This window comes from Pollutimonas bauzanensis, from assembly GCF_900129885.1.
GTDB classification, from domain to species: domain Bacteria; phylum Pseudomonadota; class Gammaproteobacteria; order Burkholderiales; family Burkholderiaceae_B; genus Pollutimonas; species Pollutimonas bauzanensis.
In genome coordinates this window covers 80,793-98,325 of sequence record NZ_FQXE01000010.1, presented here as the reverse complement: position 1 = coordinate 98,325, position 17,533 = coordinate 80,793, and the positions used below count along the sequence as shown (strand labels likewise).

Annotated in this window: 14 protein-coding genes; 7 read left to right on the top strand and 7 right to left on the bottom strand. The window is 61.4% G+C overall.

What is annotated here, in order from left to right; all coding sequences use genetic code 11:
- Nucleotides 1-77 precede the first annotated feature (77 nt).
- The 3 genes from BUB23_RS17490 (at nucleotide 78) to BUB23_RS17480 (ending at nucleotide 5,652) form a co-directional block, all read left to right on the top strand.
- Entirely contained in the window at nucleotides 78-1,811 is a 1,734-nt protein-coding gene (locus BUB23_RS17490) for a transferrin-binding protein-like solute binding protein (protein ID WP_073105395.1), read from the top strand.
- Nucleotides 1,812-1,918: 107 nt separating this feature from the next.
- Nucleotides 1,919-3,388 (top strand): surface lipoprotein assembly modifier, encoded by a 1,470-nt coding sequence (locus BUB23_RS17485; protein WP_073105390.1) that lies wholly within the window; start codon nucleotides 1,919-1,921, stop codon nucleotides 3,386-3,388.
- An 80-nt stretch (nucleotides 3,389-3,468) separates the two neighbouring features.
- Nucleotides 3,469-5,652, top strand: coding sequence for a FepA family TonB-dependent siderophore receptor (locus tag BUB23_RS17480; RefSeq protein ID WP_178372334.1), 2,184 nt, complete (start codon nucleotides 3,469-3,471; stop codon nucleotides 5,650-5,652).
- Nucleotides 5,653-5,679: 27 nt separating this feature from the next.
- On the opposite strand, the gene BUB23_RS17475 is transcribed toward BUB23_RS17480, so the two are convergent.
- From BUB23_RS17475 to BUB23_RS17450, 6 genes are all read right to left on the bottom strand, one after another.
- Complete coding sequence (locus BUB23_RS17475) at nucleotides 5,680-6,111, bottom strand: YchJ family protein (protein WP_073105385.1); 432 nt, start codon at nucleotides 6,109-6,111, stop codon at nucleotides 5,680-5,682.
- A gap of 7 nt (nucleotides 6,112-6,118) precedes the next feature.
- Entirely contained in the window at nucleotides 6,119-6,766 is a 648-nt protein-coding gene (locus BUB23_RS17470) for a histidine phosphatase family protein (RefSeq protein WP_084136093.1), read from the bottom strand.
- Nucleotides 6,763-7,671 carry a LysR family transcriptional regulator gene (locus tag BUB23_RS17465; protein ID WP_073105382.1) on the bottom strand — a complete coding sequence of 303 codons (909 nt, stop codon included), beginning with the start codon at nucleotides 7,669-7,671 and terminating at the stop codon, nucleotides 6,763-6,765. Before BUB23_RS17465 ends, BUB23_RS17470 begins: the two co-directional genes overlap by 4 nt.
- 15 nt (nucleotides 7,672-7,686) lie before the next feature.
- A complete protein-coding gene (locus BUB23_RS17460) occupies nucleotides 7,687-8,772 on the bottom strand; it encodes an ABC transporter ATP-binding protein (RefSeq protein ID WP_073105374.1) in 1,086 nt (361 codons plus the stop codon).
- On the bottom strand, nucleotides 8,769-10,481 hold the full coding sequence (locus BUB23_RS17455; protein WP_073105370.1) for an ABC transporter permease: 1,713 nt from the start codon (nucleotides 10,479-10,481) through the stop codon (nucleotides 8,769-8,771). Before BUB23_RS17455 ends, BUB23_RS17460 begins: the two co-directional genes overlap by 4 nt.
- A gap of 91 nt (nucleotides 10,482-10,572) precedes the next feature.
- Nucleotides 10,573-11,892, bottom strand: a complete 1,320-nt coding sequence (locus BUB23_RS17450; protein WP_073105364.1) for an ABC transporter substrate-binding protein — start codon at nucleotides 11,890-11,892, stop codon at nucleotides 10,573-10,575.
- A gap of 217 nt (nucleotides 11,893-12,109) precedes the next feature.
- Here BUB23_RS17450 and BUB23_RS17445 point away from each other — a divergent pair, with 217 nt between their 5' ends.
- Together BUB23_RS17445 and greA are read left to right on the top strand one after the other, a co-directional pair.
- The gene (locus tag BUB23_RS17445) at nucleotides 12,110-13,444 is read left to right on the top strand and encodes a solute carrier family 23 protein (protein ID WP_073105357.1); all 1,335 of its coding nucleotides are present in this window, start codon (nucleotides 12,110-12,112) and stop codon (nucleotides 13,442-13,444) included.
- A 232-nt stretch (nucleotides 13,445-13,676) separates the two neighbouring features.
- The gene (gene greA, locus BUB23_RS17440) at nucleotides 13,677-14,153 is read left to right on the top strand and encodes a transcription elongation factor GreA (protein WP_073105355.1); all 477 of its coding nucleotides are present in this window, start codon (nucleotides 13,677-13,679) and stop codon (nucleotides 14,151-14,153) included.
- Nucleotides 14,154-14,256: 103 nt separating this feature from the next.
- Here the strand turns inward: greA and BUB23_RS17435 are convergent, their stop codons facing one another.
- On the bottom strand, nucleotides 14,257-14,826 hold the full coding sequence (locus BUB23_RS17435; protein WP_073105352.1) for a YhbY family RNA-binding protein: 570 nt from the start codon (nucleotides 14,824-14,826) through the stop codon (nucleotides 14,257-14,259).
- A gap of 17 nt (nucleotides 14,827-14,843) precedes the next feature.
- Here BUB23_RS17435 and BUB23_RS17430 point away from each other — a divergent pair, with 17 nt between their 5' ends.
- Complete coding sequence (locus tag BUB23_RS17430; RefSeq protein ID WP_073105349.1) at nucleotides 14,844-15,479, top strand: RlmE family RNA methyltransferase; 636 nt, start codon at nucleotides 14,844-14,846, stop codon at nucleotides 15,477-15,479.
- Nucleotides 15,480-15,613: 134 nt separating this feature from the next.
- Entirely contained in the window at nucleotides 15,614-17,509 is a 1,896-nt protein-coding gene (gene ftsH, locus BUB23_RS17425; protein WP_073105346.1) for an ATP-dependent zinc metalloprotease FtsH, read from the top strand.
- Nucleotides 17,510-17,533: the final 24 nt, after the last annotated feature.

Here is a 17,533-nt window from a genome sequence, read left to right as displayed (position 1 = left end):
AGGCGGCTTTTCCCGCCTGCCGGTATTTGAATAATCAAAAGTTCTGGAACATGAAAAACAATGGGGTTCAACGTCCTATGAATAGGAACAAATTCAGCGCCGCCGGCCTGGCCGTGGCTTCCATCCTGGCGCTTGGGGCGTGCAGCACCAGCCATCCGGTGGTTTTCAATACAAATCCCCCGGCTTCCGACGTCGGTTCGGGCGATGGCAATGACAACAGCGATGGCCTCAGCTACACCAAGGATACCTTCCCGTCCGACGCGACCACGGTGTCCGGCAGCTATGTCCGGCGCAGCAGCGAAGGCGGGGAAATCAGCGCCCTTACGGACACCTCGCATACGATTGCCGGCGGCCGTCCGGTCTTTACCGATACGTACCCCATCGCAATGGCCGATGGCTCCACGTACAACCCCATTTACGATTACCAGGCCAAGCTGCTCAACGAGGCGGTGAGCGCCGGCGAGGATTTCTTCGTCCTGGACAGATACGGCTTCTACGGCATAATCAAGTATTTCGGTGCCAATCTGGGCGCGGCGTTGTGGGGGCTGTCGTACAACAGGACGGACAGCATCAATGGCTTCGTCGAGGTGGCTTTCGCCCAGGGTTTTGCCACGGATGCCGGCGTGGTGGACGCGCAAACCGGCTCCGCCGTCTACAACGGCCGGGCCATCGTCAATGGCGCGGGGATCGAGCGCGTACAGGCGGATTCGTCTTTTACCGTCGATTTCGGCAACAAGATCCTGAGCGGCACCATTTCCCCTTCCGCGGGCAGCGAAACCACGTTTTCCAACATCCTTCTGGCGGCAAGCATCAATGGCAATTCGTTCAGCGGCGAAAAGGACGGCACCACGACGGCGGGCCAATTCTACGGTGTCAACGGCAATGAACTGGCCGGTACCTTTGCCAATGCCGAAAGGGATTTCCTGGGCGCCTATGGCGCGATCAGGGGTGTTTCGGGTGGTGGCGGCGGCGATGGCGGCGGCGGACCAATCGAACCGGAAATAGACTACAAGTCCGGCGGTTTTATTGTTGCTAAAAGCAACTTCTTCGACACCGGCCGCAGCATCATGGAAATCAACAAAAGCGAGCAGACCTTTCTTGATCTCACCCAATATCCCACAGATAGATATGGACATGTGGCATATCACGCTTACGACACTACGACATATTATGACCCGGTGTCAGAGCAGTATGTCGATCCGCTCTCGGATGCCTGCGTGATAAGCGAATGCACGGTCGAAGTCAGATCCATCACTTTCAATCTAAATGACCCCCACTATTTCCTGACCTCCTCCGCCACGGCAAGCAAGCTGGTTCTTTATCCTAATGCGGGCCATATCTATTTCCAGAGCAAGAAGTCCACGGGATTGGGTAATACGGCTATAGGATTGAATCTGAGACAGGGTCAATGGAGCGCTGGCCCCAGCAATGGAGTGAGTGCTGTATGGGCATTCGGCAACTTTACGCCCGAAGACGCCATGCCCATCAGCGGAACCGTGAATTACACCGGGTTGGCCGCAACCTATACCGGCGAATCCACGCTTGCGAACAAGTCAAATAACGTTATTCCGTCCACCGCGGCGTTCAGTGTCGACTTCGCCAACAAGGCGTTCGCGGGCACCATCACCGCCATGGACAGTTCGATCGACGAGATCGCGCTGGGCGGCAGGGTCGCCGGGAATACCTTCGTTGGCACCAAGGACGGCTTCGTGACGCAAGGCCATTTCCTCGGACCAGGCGCTGAGGAAATGGCTGGCGTCTATGTGAACAACGACACATTGGTGCAAGGGGCTTTCGGCGTCAGCAAGTAGCTGCGCCCGCGGCGCATGGCCGGATCCGGCGATTTTCCGGTAGGCATGCGCGACCCATACCGTAGATCCCTGCAGGCATGCGCGGCACTTACTTGTTGGAAAGAAATATGACGGAAGGACAACGCTGGGTCATCGCTATGCTGATGCCGGCATTGCTGAATGGCGGCGCGCTGGCGGCGCAGGCTGCCGAGTCCGCGCCCATGGCTGTTCCCCAGAACAATGTGCCCGAGCAGAACAGGAATTTCAATCTGACCGACCAGTGGCGGGAGGAGCGTCGCAACGATCAGCCCGCCATGCCCTTGCCCGGCGCGCAGAAAAGTCATTCCATCCGGCTGAGCGAGAAGGAACTGCTGCAGCATCCACAACTGCTCGGCCGCATGATGCTGTTGTCATTGCTGAAGCAGGATGTGGCGGGCGTGCGCCTGCTGCTGCCGCTGTACGTGCAACTGCCCGACCACGACCCTCTGATGGCCCAATACGGCGAAGGCCTCATTGCTCAGGAAGATGGCAACTTCGCGAGCGCGATTGAAAAGTACCGGGGCGTTCTGGAACGGGATGCCGCCCTGTCCATGGTGCGTTTCAGCCTGGCGGTGGCGCTGTTCATGGACAGCCAGCTGAACGAGGCCAGAGCGGAATTCAAGGCTATCGGCAATGACCCGCGGTTGCCCCAGGAACTTAGGGCCGTGCTGGAACAGTTTGAGAAGGGGATAGACAGGCAGACCGGGTTGAAAGTCGACGCCAGCCTCAGCTACGTGTCCGACCCCAACGTCAACAACGCCCCGAGCCAGCGCTACATCTATACCGCTTACGGCCGCTGGACCCTGCCTGAACCCCAGTCTGCGCATGGCGCCCGCTATTATCTGGGACTGCGCAAAGACACGCCGCTCTCCGGTCATTTCCACTGGCGCAACCAGGCTTATGTCTTCGGCAAGTATTACTGGGACAAGCACGATTACGACGACACTTACAGCCGCGTGACCAGCGGCATCGCATGGCGCAATGCGCGCCACGAGATATCGGTGATGCCGTTCTTCGCGTACCGCTGGTTCGGCACCGAGCCGTATTCGCAGACCGCGGGCCTGCGGGCGCAGGAAAGCTACTTCATCAATCGCGACTGGCAGATCCTGGCCGCCGCCGAGTATGGCCGGCTGTCGCACAAATCGCGCACGTTTCTGAATGGCCACAGTCTGTCGGCCTCGCTCTCGGTCGTGCACAGGCTCTCCGACCGCCAGTATCTCGTGCTGGGCACGGACGTGGGCAAACAGACCGCCGCGGACAGCAGCGAAGCCTACGACTACTACGGCCTGCGTCTTGGGCACATGTATGCCTGGCCGCTGGGCATTACTTCGCAAATAGATGCCAGTGCGCTGCGGCGCAAGTACCGGGCGCTCAATTTTTTCAATGTCATTCAGTCCGACAAGGATTATTCCGCGACGCTGTCCTTGTGGAAAAGCAATTGGAGCTGGAGAGGCTTCACGCCGCGGCTGACGTTCGAGTACCGCAAGGTGGACAGCAATTATGTGCTTGCCGCGTATTCGAAAAAGCAGTTCGGTGTGCAGATAAGAAAAGAATTCTGAGATACGCAGGGGCTGGCGCGCGCCCGGCATGAAAACTTCAATTCGAGCAACAGCGATTCGGGGAAGAGATGAAAAAAGAAATGAAAATCAGGAAAACCATCGTTGCGTCGCAGATCATGCTGCTGTTCTCGCCATGGTCAGCGCAACTCGCATCTGCGCAGGACGGCAGCGGCGTAACCGAACTCGAGACTATCTACGTGACCCCGGCAGAGCAGGTCAAGCAAAGCCTGGGCGCTTCGGAGGTGAGAGCCAAGGACATCGACCGGCAAGGCGTCACCAATGATTTATCCGAAATCATACGTAAACAGCCGGGCGTGAACCTGACCGGCAATTCCACCAGCGGCCAGCGCGGCAACAACCGCCAGATCGAGATCCGCGGCATGGGGCCGGAGAATACGCTGATCCTGGTTGACGGAAAGCCGGTGCGCAGCCGCAATTCCGTGCGCTACAGCCGGCGCAACGAGCGCGATACGCGCGGCGATTCCAATTGGGTGCCGGCCGAAATGGTACAGTCCATCGAGGTGTACCGCGGCCCGGCCGCGGCCCGTTACGGCGATGGGGCGGCAGGCGGCGTCGTGAATATCATCACCAAGAAAAAATTCGATGCGTTCTCGGGCAGCGTCAATACCTATTACGCTGCTCCATATCATGATGAAGAAGGCGACACGAAGCGCGCCAACTTCAACCTGATGACGCCTCTGGGCGGAAACTTCGGGCTGCGCGTCTATGGCAGCTACAACAAGACCGACGCCGACGCCTGGTATATCAACCTGCTGCACAACCGATCGGAAGACGGCAGCCTGCCGTCGACCATCACGGCCGGCCGCGAAGGGGTGAAGAATCGCGACGGCAACGTTCTGCTGCGCTGGTCGCCCGCCGCCCGGCAGACTCTCGACCTGGAATTCTCCAACAGCCGCCAGGAGAATATCTATGCCGGCGACGCGCAGATCAGCCAGGGCACCGTGGACGCCATCGCCAAGGGCGGCGGGCAGTTCGACCTGACCGACCTGATTGGCCAAAATTCCAACACCATGACGCGCAACGTCTATTCGCTGACCTACAACGGATCGTGGGACAACGTGAGCAATACCACCTATGTGCAGTACGAGAACACCAGGAACAACCGCTACGACGAAGGCCTGAGCGGTTTGGCGGAAGGCGCGATTTCCGGCGACCGCAGCCGCATCACGTCCAGGCTCAATAACCTGGACATCATGAGCGAGACCACGGTCAATTTCCGCAGCCCGTTCGCGCATAGCCTGACGCTAGGCCTGGGCTATACCCAGGCCAGGCTGCACGATATGAACATCGTGAAGCAGCAGGTGCTGGATCCGGACGATATCGGCGACCGCAGCCCGGACTATAAAACGAAATTGTTCAGCCTTACGCTGGAAGACAACATCATCCTCGAGAACGGCCTGACCATCACGCCTGGCGTCTTCTACGAGCGCCACAACGTTATTGGTTCCAGTCTCAACCCATCCCTGAACGTCTGGTATGCGCTCAATGATGAGGTGACCCTGAAGGCCGGGGTGGCGCGCGCCTACAAGTCGCCCAATATCTACCAGCTGGATCCCGATTACCGCATGTATAGTCAGGGCTTCGGCTGCTGGGGCGGCACTGGCCCGTGCTACGTGCGCGGCAACGAAGATCTTGAAGCCGAGAAAAGCCTGAACTCGGAGATAGGCCTGGAATACAAGAGCGAGCGCATCCTGACCAACCTGACATTCTTCAATAACGACTACAAGAACAAGGTGGAGCCGGGTATCCAGAGCGAGGGAAAATTCGGCAGCCTGTACGAGTACCAGTACTACAACGTGCCCAGGGCCATCGTCCGGGGGCTGGAAAGCACATTCAATGTACGGCTGACGGATAGGCTGAGCTGGGACAACAACGCTACCTACATGATCAAGTCGAAGAACCGGGATACCGGCGAGGCGCTCTCGACGACACCCAAGTTCACGTTGAACTCGATACTCGCCTGGGACATTACCGACAGGCTCAATGCGAATGTGATGGTGACCTGGTATGGCAAGCAGAAGTCGAGGACGCTGGATTCACGGGGAGAACCGTATCTTGGGGAGGATCGCGATCCCTATGCATTGCTTTCGGTGAGCGGAACTTTCCGGGTCAGCAAGCACCTCAATCTGCGGGCCGGCGTCAACAATGTGTTTGACAAGCAGCTGTATCGCAGCGGTGCCGGGGCCAACACCTATAACGAGCCCGGGCGCCTTCTGTGGGCCGGCGCGAGCGTTTCGTTCTGAGCGGTCGCGTTCCTTATGCGCCAGCCATCACCGCGACGACGCGTCGAAATCCACGTCGCCGTCCACATAAAACCATTGCCCGTTTTCCAGCACGAAGCGGCTGTGCTCTTTCAGGCGCCGCGCGCGGCCGCCTTCGCGGTACCTTGCCGTGAACATCACCTGCGCCTGGGTTTCCGTCAACTGCGTGTGGCTGTGGACCGCCAACTCCAGCCAGCGCATCGCATGCGGCGCGCCCGCGGCGTCCAGCGCCAGCTCCGGCGGCCGCGTGCTGGCGTGCCAGGTCGACAGCACATAGGCCGCGTCGCCCAGCGTGTAGGCCGTATAGCGCGACCGCATCAGGTGTTCGGCCGTGGGCGCCCGTTCGCGCCCCTCGATATAAGGCTGGCAGCAGGCCGCATAGCTAGCCCCCTGGACCATCCCGCCGCAGGGGCAGGCCGAAGCATTTCGCGCTTTTTTCATGCTTCGGCTAAACGATATCGTCCAGGGCGCTGATTTCCAGATGCCCGACGCGGCCCCAGTCCATCAGCGTCCAGTTATTGTCCCCGTCTATCGAGAAGCGGTTGATGCTGGTGTTCAGTATCGGATCGGGCCGTTCAGCGTCCAGCGACAGCCGGCTGGCCCTGCGCCAGGCGATATCGATGACGCCGCCGTGGGCGAACGCCAGGACATTGCGGCCCTGATGGCGCCGCGCCAGGGCTTCGAAGGCCTCGCGGATGCGCGCATCGAAGCGGTGCAAGGCCTCGCCTTTCTCAATGTCCTGCTGCGGATCGCGAAAATTCACCGCGGCGGCGCCCGTCAAGGGATTGTTGAGCATGGCCCAGTCCTGGCCTTCGTAGACGCCGTAGCTGCGCTCGCGCAATTCCGGGCTGGCCTCGATGGCGTGGCCAAAATGGCTGGCGGCGATGCGCGCCGTTTCGAAGGCGCGGCTCAGGTCGCTGCTGACCACGGCGTCGATGGCCGCGTCAAAGGACGGCGAACGCAGATAATCCGCCAATTGTTCCGCCTGCCTGATCCCGACCGAGCTCAAGGGGATGTCCAGCCATCCTTGGAGGCGCCTGCTGGCGTTCCATTGCGTTTCCCCATGGCGGACCAGCCAGAAGTGAGTGATGCTCATGCTACGATTTTTTCCATTAGGTTATCGATGTTCCAGATCTCTTTCAGCATCGAAATCAGGGCGACAAGTATCGGTTGCGCGGCGTTTTCGGTGGACGTAATGAACCCCAGGCTGGCGTCTATCCTTGCATGACCCCACACAAGGAAGTCCTGCCGCTGGGCGCCGGCCAGCGCGACCTCTTCGCGCACCAGCGCGCAGCCCGCGCCGGCCCGGACCAGCGCGTCCATATTGGCCTGGTCGGCGCTATTCATGACGACCCGTGGGGTAAGCCCATGCCGTTCGAAAAGCTCCCGCAACAGAAGGTGTATATGGCTGCCATGCGGACCGTCTAGCCAGGGCAGCATGGCCAGTTCCGGCCAGCCGCCCAGTTTGAGATGCTCCGCCATGGCGTTGGGCAGTACGATGCGGTAGGTGATGCTGCGCAGCGGCATCCACTGGACATCGCGCGGCGGGTAGGCCGCAATGGTCAGGGCGGCCGACAGGCGGCCGGTGCAGACATATTCTACCAGTTGAGTGGTCGGCAGCACCTGGGTCTGCAGTTCGATGAGCGGCAGGCTTCTTGTGACGCTGCTGGCCAGTTCGCCCAGGCGCAGGAAATCCACCTGTTCGCTGGGAATGCCCAGCTCCACCGTGCCATGCAGCTCGCCCTGCAGCTTAAGCGCTTCGGACTTGAGCTGGGTGCCCAGCGCCAGCACGGCTTCCGCGGTGGGCAGCAGGGTCGCGCCCGCCTTGGCCAGGGCGAACTTGCCGGCGCTGCGGTCGAACAAGGCCACGCCCAGGCTTTGTTCCAGGGCCTTGATCTGGGCGGTGACGGCGGGCTGAGTCAGGTTCAGGGCCTGGGCCGCGCGGGTCAGGTTGCCGACCCGCGCCACGGTGACGAATGCCCGTATCTGATAGATTTCCATCGTCCAGCTTGCCGGTCAGGCGCTGAGCAGGCGGATCTGGGCCGGTTCCAGCCCGATGGATACCGGCGCGCCGGGCCGATACAGGCTCAGGCCGGCATAATGCGCCTGGTCCGCCGTGATGCGCTGTTCTCCGACCCGCACTTCGTAGCGCGTGAATTCGCCCAGGAATTCGCTGCGCTCGATAATGCCGGGCAGCCAGATAAAGCGCGCGTCGCCCCAGCCGCCGGCGTTTTCCATTTGCACGGTATGCGGGCGAAAGCTTGCCGCGATCCGCGGGCTGTCGGGAGCCTCGGCCTGCAAGGGCAGGCTCAGGTCGCCGACGCCGCCTATGCTGAGGGTGATGTTCTTGCTGCTGCGCTGCTTGACCTCGCCTTCCAGCACATTCATGGTGCCCACGAAATTGGCGACAAAGCGGTTGCACGGAAAATCGAACAGGTTGGACGGGCTGCCGACTTGCTGTATCACCCCCTGGTCCATCACGGCCATGCGGTCCGCCGTGGTCATGGCTTCTTCCTGGTCGTGCGTCACGAAGATGGTGGTGATGCCCAGCCGGCGCTGCAGCGCCAGCAATTCCTGGCGCATCTGCACCCGCAAGTTCTTGTCCAGGTTGGACAGCGGCTCGTCCAGCAGCAGCACTTGCGGTTCTATGACTATGGTGCGGGCCAGCGCGACACGCTGCTGCTGGCCGCCGGAAAGCTCATTGGGGCGCCGCTTGCCGTACTGGGACAAGCCCACCAGCTCGAGCGCGGCGCCGACCCTGGCCTTGATTTCGGCCCTGCGCAGCTTGCGCTCCACCAGGCCGAAGGCGACGTTGTCCCATACCGTCATGTGCGGCCAAAGCGCATAGCTCTGGAATACCATGCCGATATTGCGCTTGTGCGGCGGCACCCCGCCTATGTCCTGGCCGTCGACGAACAGCTGGCCGGAGTTCTGCTGGTTGAACCCGGCGACCAGGCGCAGCAGCGTGGATTTGCCCGATCCGGACGGTCCCAGCAAGGCGAAGAATTCCCCGGGTTCGATCAGAAGGTTGATGTCTTTCAGGACTTCGGTCCTGCCATAGGACAGCCTGATGTTGCGGCATTCGACACTGACTTTTTTCATGTTGTTTCCTGGCTTGCGGGGGAAGGGCGCTGGCGGGCCGAAGCGCGCTCGACGATGACATGGGAAGCATAGGTTCCCGCCGCGACGGCGACCACGGCCAGCACGCCCAGAGCCGCGCCGGGCCCGCGCCCGGATGCGCTTTGCATGTAGAGATAAATGCCGTAGCTCATGGGCGCATCGCTGTCCCGGGTGACCAGCATAATGGTAGCCGAGAGTTCGACCGCCGCCGTGATGAAGCTGGTCACGAAGCCGGCCAGCATGCCGCCGGCCATGAGGGGGATCACCACCCGCCGTATCGTGCTGAAGCGATTGGCGCCCACGGAGGCCGCCGCTTCCTCCAGCGACAGGTTGATCTGCTGCAGGGCCGCCACGCAGGAGCGCAGCGCGTATGGCAGGCGGCGCACCGAGTAGGCGATCATGATGAGCACCCAGGTCGTGGTGAGACCTATCTGCGTGCCGGGCAGGTCGACACCGCGGAACGTGCGCATGAAACCTATGGCCAGCACAATGCCGGGCACCGCCAGCGCCGCCGAAGATATCCAGTCCAGCCATTGCCGGCCGGGAAGCTTGGTGCGCAGCATCAGGTAGGCGATGGCGGTGCCCAGGATGACATCTATGCCGGCGGCCAGGCCGCAGTAAAGCAGGGTGTTGCTGATCATGCCCTGCGATTCCTGGAACACCGCCGAATAATGCGCCAGGGTATAGCCGTCGGGCAGCGGGGCGTAGCTCCATACGGTCGCCAGCGAGAGCAGCAGTACGCCCAGGTGGGGCGACAGCACCAGCAGCAGCACCATGGCTATCCAGCCATAGGCCAGGACGGTCTGGGTCTTGTTCAGGGCGCGCTGCTGCAGCGAACTGCCGCCCTTCTGCAGCGTGGAATAGTCCTTGCCCTTGAGCATCCTGGCCGAGAGCCACAGCGCCAGGATGGAGAAGCCTATCATGATGACGCTGATGACATAGCCCAGCGGGTCATCGATGCCGACCTGCGTGATGCGCAGGTAAGCCTGCGGCGCCAGCATATTGGTAATGCCCAGCACCAGCGGCGTGCCCAGGTCGTCGAAGACCTTGACGAACACCAGCGACGCGCCGGCGACATAGCCCGGCAATGCCAGGGGGAAAATGACGCGCCTGAACAGGCGCCAGCCTTTGGCGCCGAGGTTGACCGCCGCCTCTTCCATGGCGCCGTCGATATTGCGCAGGGCCACCGTGAGATTCATGAGGATGAAGGGGAAATAGTGCAGCGATTCCACGAAGATGATGCCGTTGAGGCCGTCCATCAGGGGCAGCGTGACGCCGAACCATTCATCCAGCAGCAGGTTCACGCTGCCTGCGCGGCCGAAGATCAGTTGCATGGCGACCGCCCCGACAAAAGGCGGCATGATGAGCGGCAGCACGCCCAGGGTCTGGATGATGAGCGCGCCCCTGAAGCGGAAGCGTATCGTCAGATAGGCCAGCGGAACGGCGATGATCGAGGAAAAGAATGTCGCGGCCAGGGCGACGTACAGGCTGTTGAAAAACGACTCCTTGAGGAGCGTCTGGTGGAAGAAAGCGCCGAAATGGCCCAGCGTGAAGCTGCCGTCCGCGTTCACGAAGGCGCTATAGAAGACGGTGCCGACCGGAATGACCAGGAACATGGCCAGGAACGCCAGCACGATCAGCGCGACAAGCACGAAACCCGAAGGGAATCGCGATGAGAAGAATGGGGTCATGGAGGCCTCGGAATGCGCCTGGCGCAGCCTATGTCGCTACGGAAAACAAAACGGGCCCAAGGCGCGCCAGGCGGCCTTGGGCATACACGGCCTATAGCGACGCGGCTTCTTTCGCCAGCGCCTGGGCCTTCTCGTAATTGGCCTTGGCCTGGCTGTTCCAGTCGCCCTGGAGCCTGGACAGTTTCTGGCTTATGTCGGCGTCCTTCTTGTTGCCCTTGAATATGGCCAGCAGCTCCGGGGATTGCGCCTGCTTCACGTCCAGCAGAGGCGTCCAGGCGAGTTTCCTGGCTTCGGCCAGCAGCTCGCCGGCCTTCGCGCCAGGCTGGGCGCCCAGCTTGGCCTGGGCGTCGTGGATGGCCTTGGTGGCCTGCTGCAGATCGGCGAAGCGGAAGGTGATCGTCTGGTCGAACAGGGACTGGACAATGTAGTAGCGGCTTTGCGACAGGTCGACGTCGAACTGCACTTTGCTGCGCTTGGCGATTTCGTCCGGGTCGGGATAGCCTTGCGGCACATTGGAGAGGTTTTTGTACGGCAGCACCGGCAGGCGCGAAATCTCCGGCCTCAGCAGCAGCTCCTGGCCTTCCTTGCTGAGCGTGTAGGCAATGAATTTCTTGCCTTCTTCCGTGTTTTTCGCGCCGGCTATCAGGGCGATATTGGCCGGCACGATAGCGGTTTCCTCGGGGTATACGAATTCGACCGGGAATTTGGAGTATTTGCTGGACAGGCCGAAAAAGTCGATGACCGGGCCGGCGCCGAATTGCCCGTTGTTGACGCCGTCGGGCACGCCGAAGGAACGATCGGTGACGGCGGCGCTATTGCCCGCCATGCGCAGCAGCGTGTTCCAGCCCTGGTCCCAGCCTTCGCCCTGCAGAATGGTTTCCACCGTCAGGTGCATCGTGCCGGAGCGCGACGGCGAGGTAATCCCCACGTTGCCATACCATTCGGGCTTGAGCAGGTCGGTCCAGGATGCCGGCGCGGCCAGCTTCTTGGCCTTGATCAGGCGCGTGTTGTACATGATGCCGTAGCCGGCCAGGGCTTGGCCCATGAACATCCCGCCCGGGTCGTTGATAGGAAAATTGCCTATCTTGTCGGGCACGTCGGGGTTGGCGATGTCGCCCGCTTTTTCCAGCAGCTTGGCCTGGGCCAGCACTTCGAAGGCGTCGGGGGCGCTCGCCCAGAAGACTTCAGGCCGCTTGCCCGCCTCGGTTTCCCTTACGTAGGCGATGCCCGACACCGTGTTCTTGTTGAGGATCTCCAGCTTGATATCGGGATGGGCTTGCTCGAAGGCGGACTTGTATGCCTGCGTCAATTCCTTGGGAAAAGAGGTGATCACCGTGACGGTTCCGGCCAGCGCCGGCGCGCCCGCGGCCAGCAATAAGGCGGACAGCAAAGGCTTGAGCTTCTTATTCATGTTTGTCTCCCTGACAGTGGTGGATCTTCGCAACATAGGCAATGCGGGCGCCGCAGTCCAATCAAAATTTTTAATGCGGACGATAAGCCCCAGCCAATTGGATGCTTTTTTCAGGGTAAACGCCAGGGAAATGCATCAGTGATTGCCGCCGCGGGCGCGGCGACCGTACACTCTCGCCACGGTAAAACAGCTCATCTTTAAAAAAAGGTCCCATTCCATGTCGAATTCTTATTTCCCGCGCTGGCGCAAGGTGCAAGGCGGCTCGCAGGACGTTGTCGTGCAGCCCGACGAATGTCTGTCCTGGCCGCAGAATATTGCCATGGGAGCCCAGCACGTCGTGGCCATGTTCGGCTCCACCATCCTGGCGCCGCTGCTGATGGGCTTCGACGCCAACGTGGCCATCCTGATGTCCGGCATAGGGACGCTGGTGTTTTTTGTTTTCGTCGGCGGGCGCGTGCCCAGCTATCTGGGCTCGAGTTTCGCCTTTATCGGCGGGGTGATCGCGGTTACGGGCTACGCCGGTTCCGGGCCCAACGCCAATATCGGGGTTGCGCTGGGGGCCATCATTGCCTGCGGCCTGGTCTACACCCTTATCGGCCTGTTCGTGTGGTGGATGAATGCCCGATCCGGCGGCGGCGCCGACTGGATCAACCGCTGGATGCCGCCGGTCGTCACCGGCGCCATCGTCGCGGTCATAGGCTTGAACCTGGCCCCGATAGCGGCCAAGGGCGCCATGGGCGGCTCCACCTTCGACGCCTCGATGGCCCTCATGACGGTCCTGTGCGTGGGCGGCATCGCGGTGTACACGCGCGGCACGGTGCAGCGCCTGCTGATACTGGTGGGCCTGCTGCTGGCCTGCCTGGTGTATGCCTTTTTCGCCAATGTGCTGGGTTTCGGCCAGGCCATAGACTTCAGCGGCGTGGCCCGGGCCTCATGGCTGGGCCTGCCGCATTTCGCCGCGCCGGTATTCCAGCTGCACGCGGTCAGCGTCATCGTGCCGGTCGCCATCATACTGGTGGCGGAAAACCTGGGCCACATCAAAGCCGTGAGCGCCATGACCGGCAGGAATCTGGACGTATATCTGGGCCGCGCCTTCGTCGGCGACGGGGTGGCCACCATGCTGTCGGGCGCCGTCGGCGGCACCGGCGTGACCACCTATGCGGAAAACATCGGCGTCATGACGGTGACCCGCATCTATTCCACCCTGGTGTTCGTGGTGGCCGCGCTGATCGCCATATTGCTGGGCTTCTCGCCCAAGTTCGGCGCCTTGATCCAGACCATACCCGGCCCTGTGCTGGGCGGCATGTCGGTAGTGGTGTTCGGCCTGATCGCGGTGGCCGGCGCGCGCATCTGGGTCGTCAACCAGGTGGACTTCGGCGACAACCGCAATCTCATCGTCGCCGCGGTCACGCTGATATTGGGCGCGGGCAATTTTTCCCTGCAGCTGGGCGCCTTCAAGCTCGACGGCATCGGCACGGCGACATTCGGCGCCATCATTCTTTACGCGCTCCTGCGCCTGGGATCGCGGGGCCGGGCGGCGGCGGGCCGCTAGTCCTTTCGGGGGGCTTGCAATTTTCCTGAAGTTTGCCGACAATAGACCCATATCCCCGGTTTGGATCCAGGCCGGGGTTTTATTTCGAGCTAGACCCAACCGTTGTTTACAGCCATAACAAACCAACGCTTCCTTTAGTTCGCATCACAGAACAGTCCGGTACTGTCTGACCAATTCATTGCTAGGCGCTCCTTTGTGAGGAGCGTCTTTTTACTTCTTATTCAGGAATATTATGTCTGCGATACCGTTGACAGCACGCGGCGCTGAGCGCTTGCAAGCAGAGCTACACCGTTTGAAAACCAAAGAACGCCCCGAGGTCATCAACGCCATCGCTGAAGCCCGGGCGCAGGGCGACCTTTCCGAAAACGCCGAATACGACGCCGCGCGCGAGCGCCAGGCATTCGTGGAAGGGCGCATCCAGGAACTGGAAGGCACCCTGTCCAACGCCCAGATCATCGACCCCGCGGCGCTGGATGTCGAAGGCAAGGCGGTATTTGGCGCCACCGTCGAGATCGAAGACCTTGAATCCGGCGAACGGGTCACCTACCAGATCGTCGGCGATGTCGAGGCCGATATCCGCGCCAACCTCATTTCCGTTTCCAGCCCGGTGGCGCGCGCGCTCATCGGCAAAGGCGAGGGCGACGTCGTATCGGTCAAGGCGCCCGCCGGAATCCGCGAGTTCGAAGTGCTCAACGTCAGCTATTTATGATGTAGCGCGCCTGCCGCTGCGGCGGCTGGCGTACAATGCAAGGCACAAAAAAGAAAAGCCCATGCACGACGCGTGCTGGGCTTTATAATTTGTGCGGGCCGTATCAGCGTTTTCCAGGGCCCTGCGTCCGGCGGGCGCCGGCGCGCAGCGACATGGCGCTGCCGGCACGGCGCGGGATTGCGTGGGCCGGGCGCTCGGGCGCGGCGGCAGTGGCGCGGCGGGCCCGCGGCGGCGCCGATTCGAGCCTTTCGGCCTTGAGGGCCTTGCGCTGCGCTTTTTCAGTGCGCCGGGTGCGCGTAACCCCTTGCGCCGCCAGTTTCTTGGGCGTATGCGGTTCCGATGGCTTGCGCACCGCGCGTGTTGCGTTCTCGGCCTCGGCCTTGGCGCGCGCCGCGGCGGTGTCGGGGCGGTAGATGATCAGGGTTTTGCCCAAGTGGTGAACCAAAGCGCACGATAGCGTCTCGCATATGGTTTCGAGCATGGCGGTGCGCGCCTGGCGATCGTCGTCCGCGATGCGTACCTTGATCAGCTGGTGGGCATTCAGGTTGAGATCGATTTCTTTAAGCACCGATACGGATAAGCCCCGGTCTCCAATCAGTACGACCGGACGCAAAGGGTGGGCGGCGGCGCGAAGTGCGCTGCGCTCTTGGGAAGTAATGTCGAGTTTTGGCATAATGAGATTGTACGGGAATGGCCAAAAAAAAATTCTCAAAAGAATGGATTCAGCAGCATATTAATGATCCCTACGTCAAAATGGCGCAGCAAAAGGGGTATAGGGCCCGTGCGGCCTTCAAGCTGTCTGAAATTCTGGATACTGAAAAGCTCCTGCGCGGCGGCGATATCGTGGTCGACCTGGGCTCGGCGCCCGGCAGCTGGTCGCAGGTTGCGCGCGAGCGCCTGCTGGGGGCGGGCGGGGTTGTCAATGGGCGCATCATTGCGCTGGACATGCTGCCCATGGAGCCCGTGGCGGGCGTCGAGTTCATACAAGGCGATTTCCGCGAAGATTCCATACTAGAGCAATTAAAGAATTTGCTCAATGGGCAGCAGGTAGACCTTGTGATTTCCGACATGGCCCCCAATCTATCAGGGGTAGGCTCGGCCGATTCAGCTAGAATTCAACATGTGTGCGATCTGGCGCTCGATTTTGCCTGCCATCACTTGAAACCGGACGGGGCGCTTATCGTCAAGGCGTTCCATGGCAGCGGGTTCTCCCAAATAGTGGAATCGTTCAAGCAACGCTTTCAACGGGTGGTGGAGCGCAAGCCCAAGGCCTCGCGCGTCAAGTCCTCGGAAACCTTTCTGGTCGGACGGCGTCTTAAACCTTAAGGGTTTTGACCACGGGCCGGAGTTCTTCACAAACAGGATTCTTTCTATCGAGTAGAATGAGTCATTGACATACTTGTTTTGCTGCCGTATTTGCGGGGGTCTGGCAAGTCGTAGTTACAAGTAGGAGGTTGGCTTTGAACAACTCGTTTTCCAAAGTTGCGATCTGGATGGTGATCGCGCTGGTCCTGTTTACTGTATTCAAGCAGTTTGACGGGCGCGCGACCGCCACCGAGACCGTGACTTATACCCAATTCATGAGCGACGCCCAGGCGGGCCGCATCAACAAGGTGGACATCCAGGGCGACACCCTTTATGTAACGCCTGATGCCGGCCGTCCGTACAGCCTGACCTCGCCCGGCGACCTCTGGATGGTGCCCGAACTGGTCAAGTCCGGCGTCCAGGTGTCGGGCAAGGCCCGCGAAGAGCCTTCCTTCCTTACCAGCCTGTTCATTTCCTGGTTCCCCATGCTGCTGCTGATAGGCGTATGGGTATTCTTCATGCGCCAGATGCAGGGCGGCGGCAAGGGCGGAGCCTTCAGCTTCGGCAAATCGCGCGCCCGCATGATGGACGAGAACACCAACCATATTACGTTCGCCGACGTCGCCGGCTGCGACGAGGCCAAGGAAGACGTCCAGGAACTGGTCGACTTCCTGCGCGATCCCACCAAGTTCCAGCGCCTGGGCGGCCGCATTCCGCGCGGCGTCCTGATGGTCGGCTCGCCGGGCACCGGCAAGACGCTGCTGGCCAAGGCCATTGCCGGCGAAGCCAAGGTGCCGTTCTTCAGCATTTCCGGTTCCGATTTCGTCGAAATGTTCGTGGGCGTGGGCGCGGCCCGCGTGCGCGACATGTTCGAGAACGCCAAGAAGCAGGCGCCTTGCATCATCTTCATTGATGAAATAGACGCCGTGGGCCGCCAGCGCGGCGCGGGCCTGGGCGGCGGCAACGACGAACGCGAACAGACGCTCAACCAGCTGCTGGTCGAAATGGACGGCTTCGAAACCGGCCAGGGCGTGCTCGTCATCGCGGCGACCAACCGCCCCGATGTGCTCGATCCGGCCCTGTTGCGCCCGGGCCGTTTCGACCGCCAGGTAGTGGTGTCTTTGCCCGACATCCGCGGCCGTGAACAGATACTCAAGGTGCACATGCGCAAAGTGCCGCTGGCCACCAATGTCGACGCCATGATCCTGGCGCGCGGCACTCCCGGCTTCTCGGGCGCCGACCTGGCCAACCTGGTCAACGAAGCCGCCTTGTTCGCGGCGCGCCGCAGCGGCCGTACGGTCGAGATGAGCGATTTCGAAAAAGCCAAGGACAAGATCATCATGGGCGCCGAGCGCAGGTCGCTCATCATGCCCGAGGAAGAGCGCCGCAACACGGCCTATCACGAGTCCGGCCACGCGCTGGTGGCGCGCAGCCTGCCCAAGACCGACCCGGTCCACAAGGTCACCATCATTCCGCGCGGGCGCGCCCTGGGCGTCACCATGCAGTTGCCGGACAGCGACCGCTACAGCATGGACAAAGAACGTCTGCTCAATACCATCGCGGTCCTGTTCGGCGGCCGCATCGCCGAGGAAGTCTTCATGCACCAGATGACGACCGGCGCCTCCAACGACTTCGAGCGCGCCACGGCCATCGCCCGCGATATCGTCACACGCTACGGCATGACCGATTCGCTCGGGCCGGTGGTCTACGCGGAAAACGAAGGCGAAGTCTTCCTGGGCCGCAGCGTCACGAAAACCACCCACGTCTCGGAATCCACCATGCAGAAGGTGGACCATGAAATCCGCGCCATCATCGATCAGCAATACGCCGTGGCGCGCAAGATCATCGAAGAAAACCGCGACAAGATGGAAGCCATGACGGCGGCCCTGCTCGAATGGGAAACCATCGATGCGGAACAGATCGAAGACATCATGCAAGGGCGTCCTCCCCGTGCCCCGCAGCCGCCGGCTTCGCACAACGACACTCCCGACAGCCCACCGCCGGCAGGCCAGACTTCGGCCGGAGGCAACGCTGCCGCTACTCCCGTATAGGGCGGACCTGGCATTACACGCATT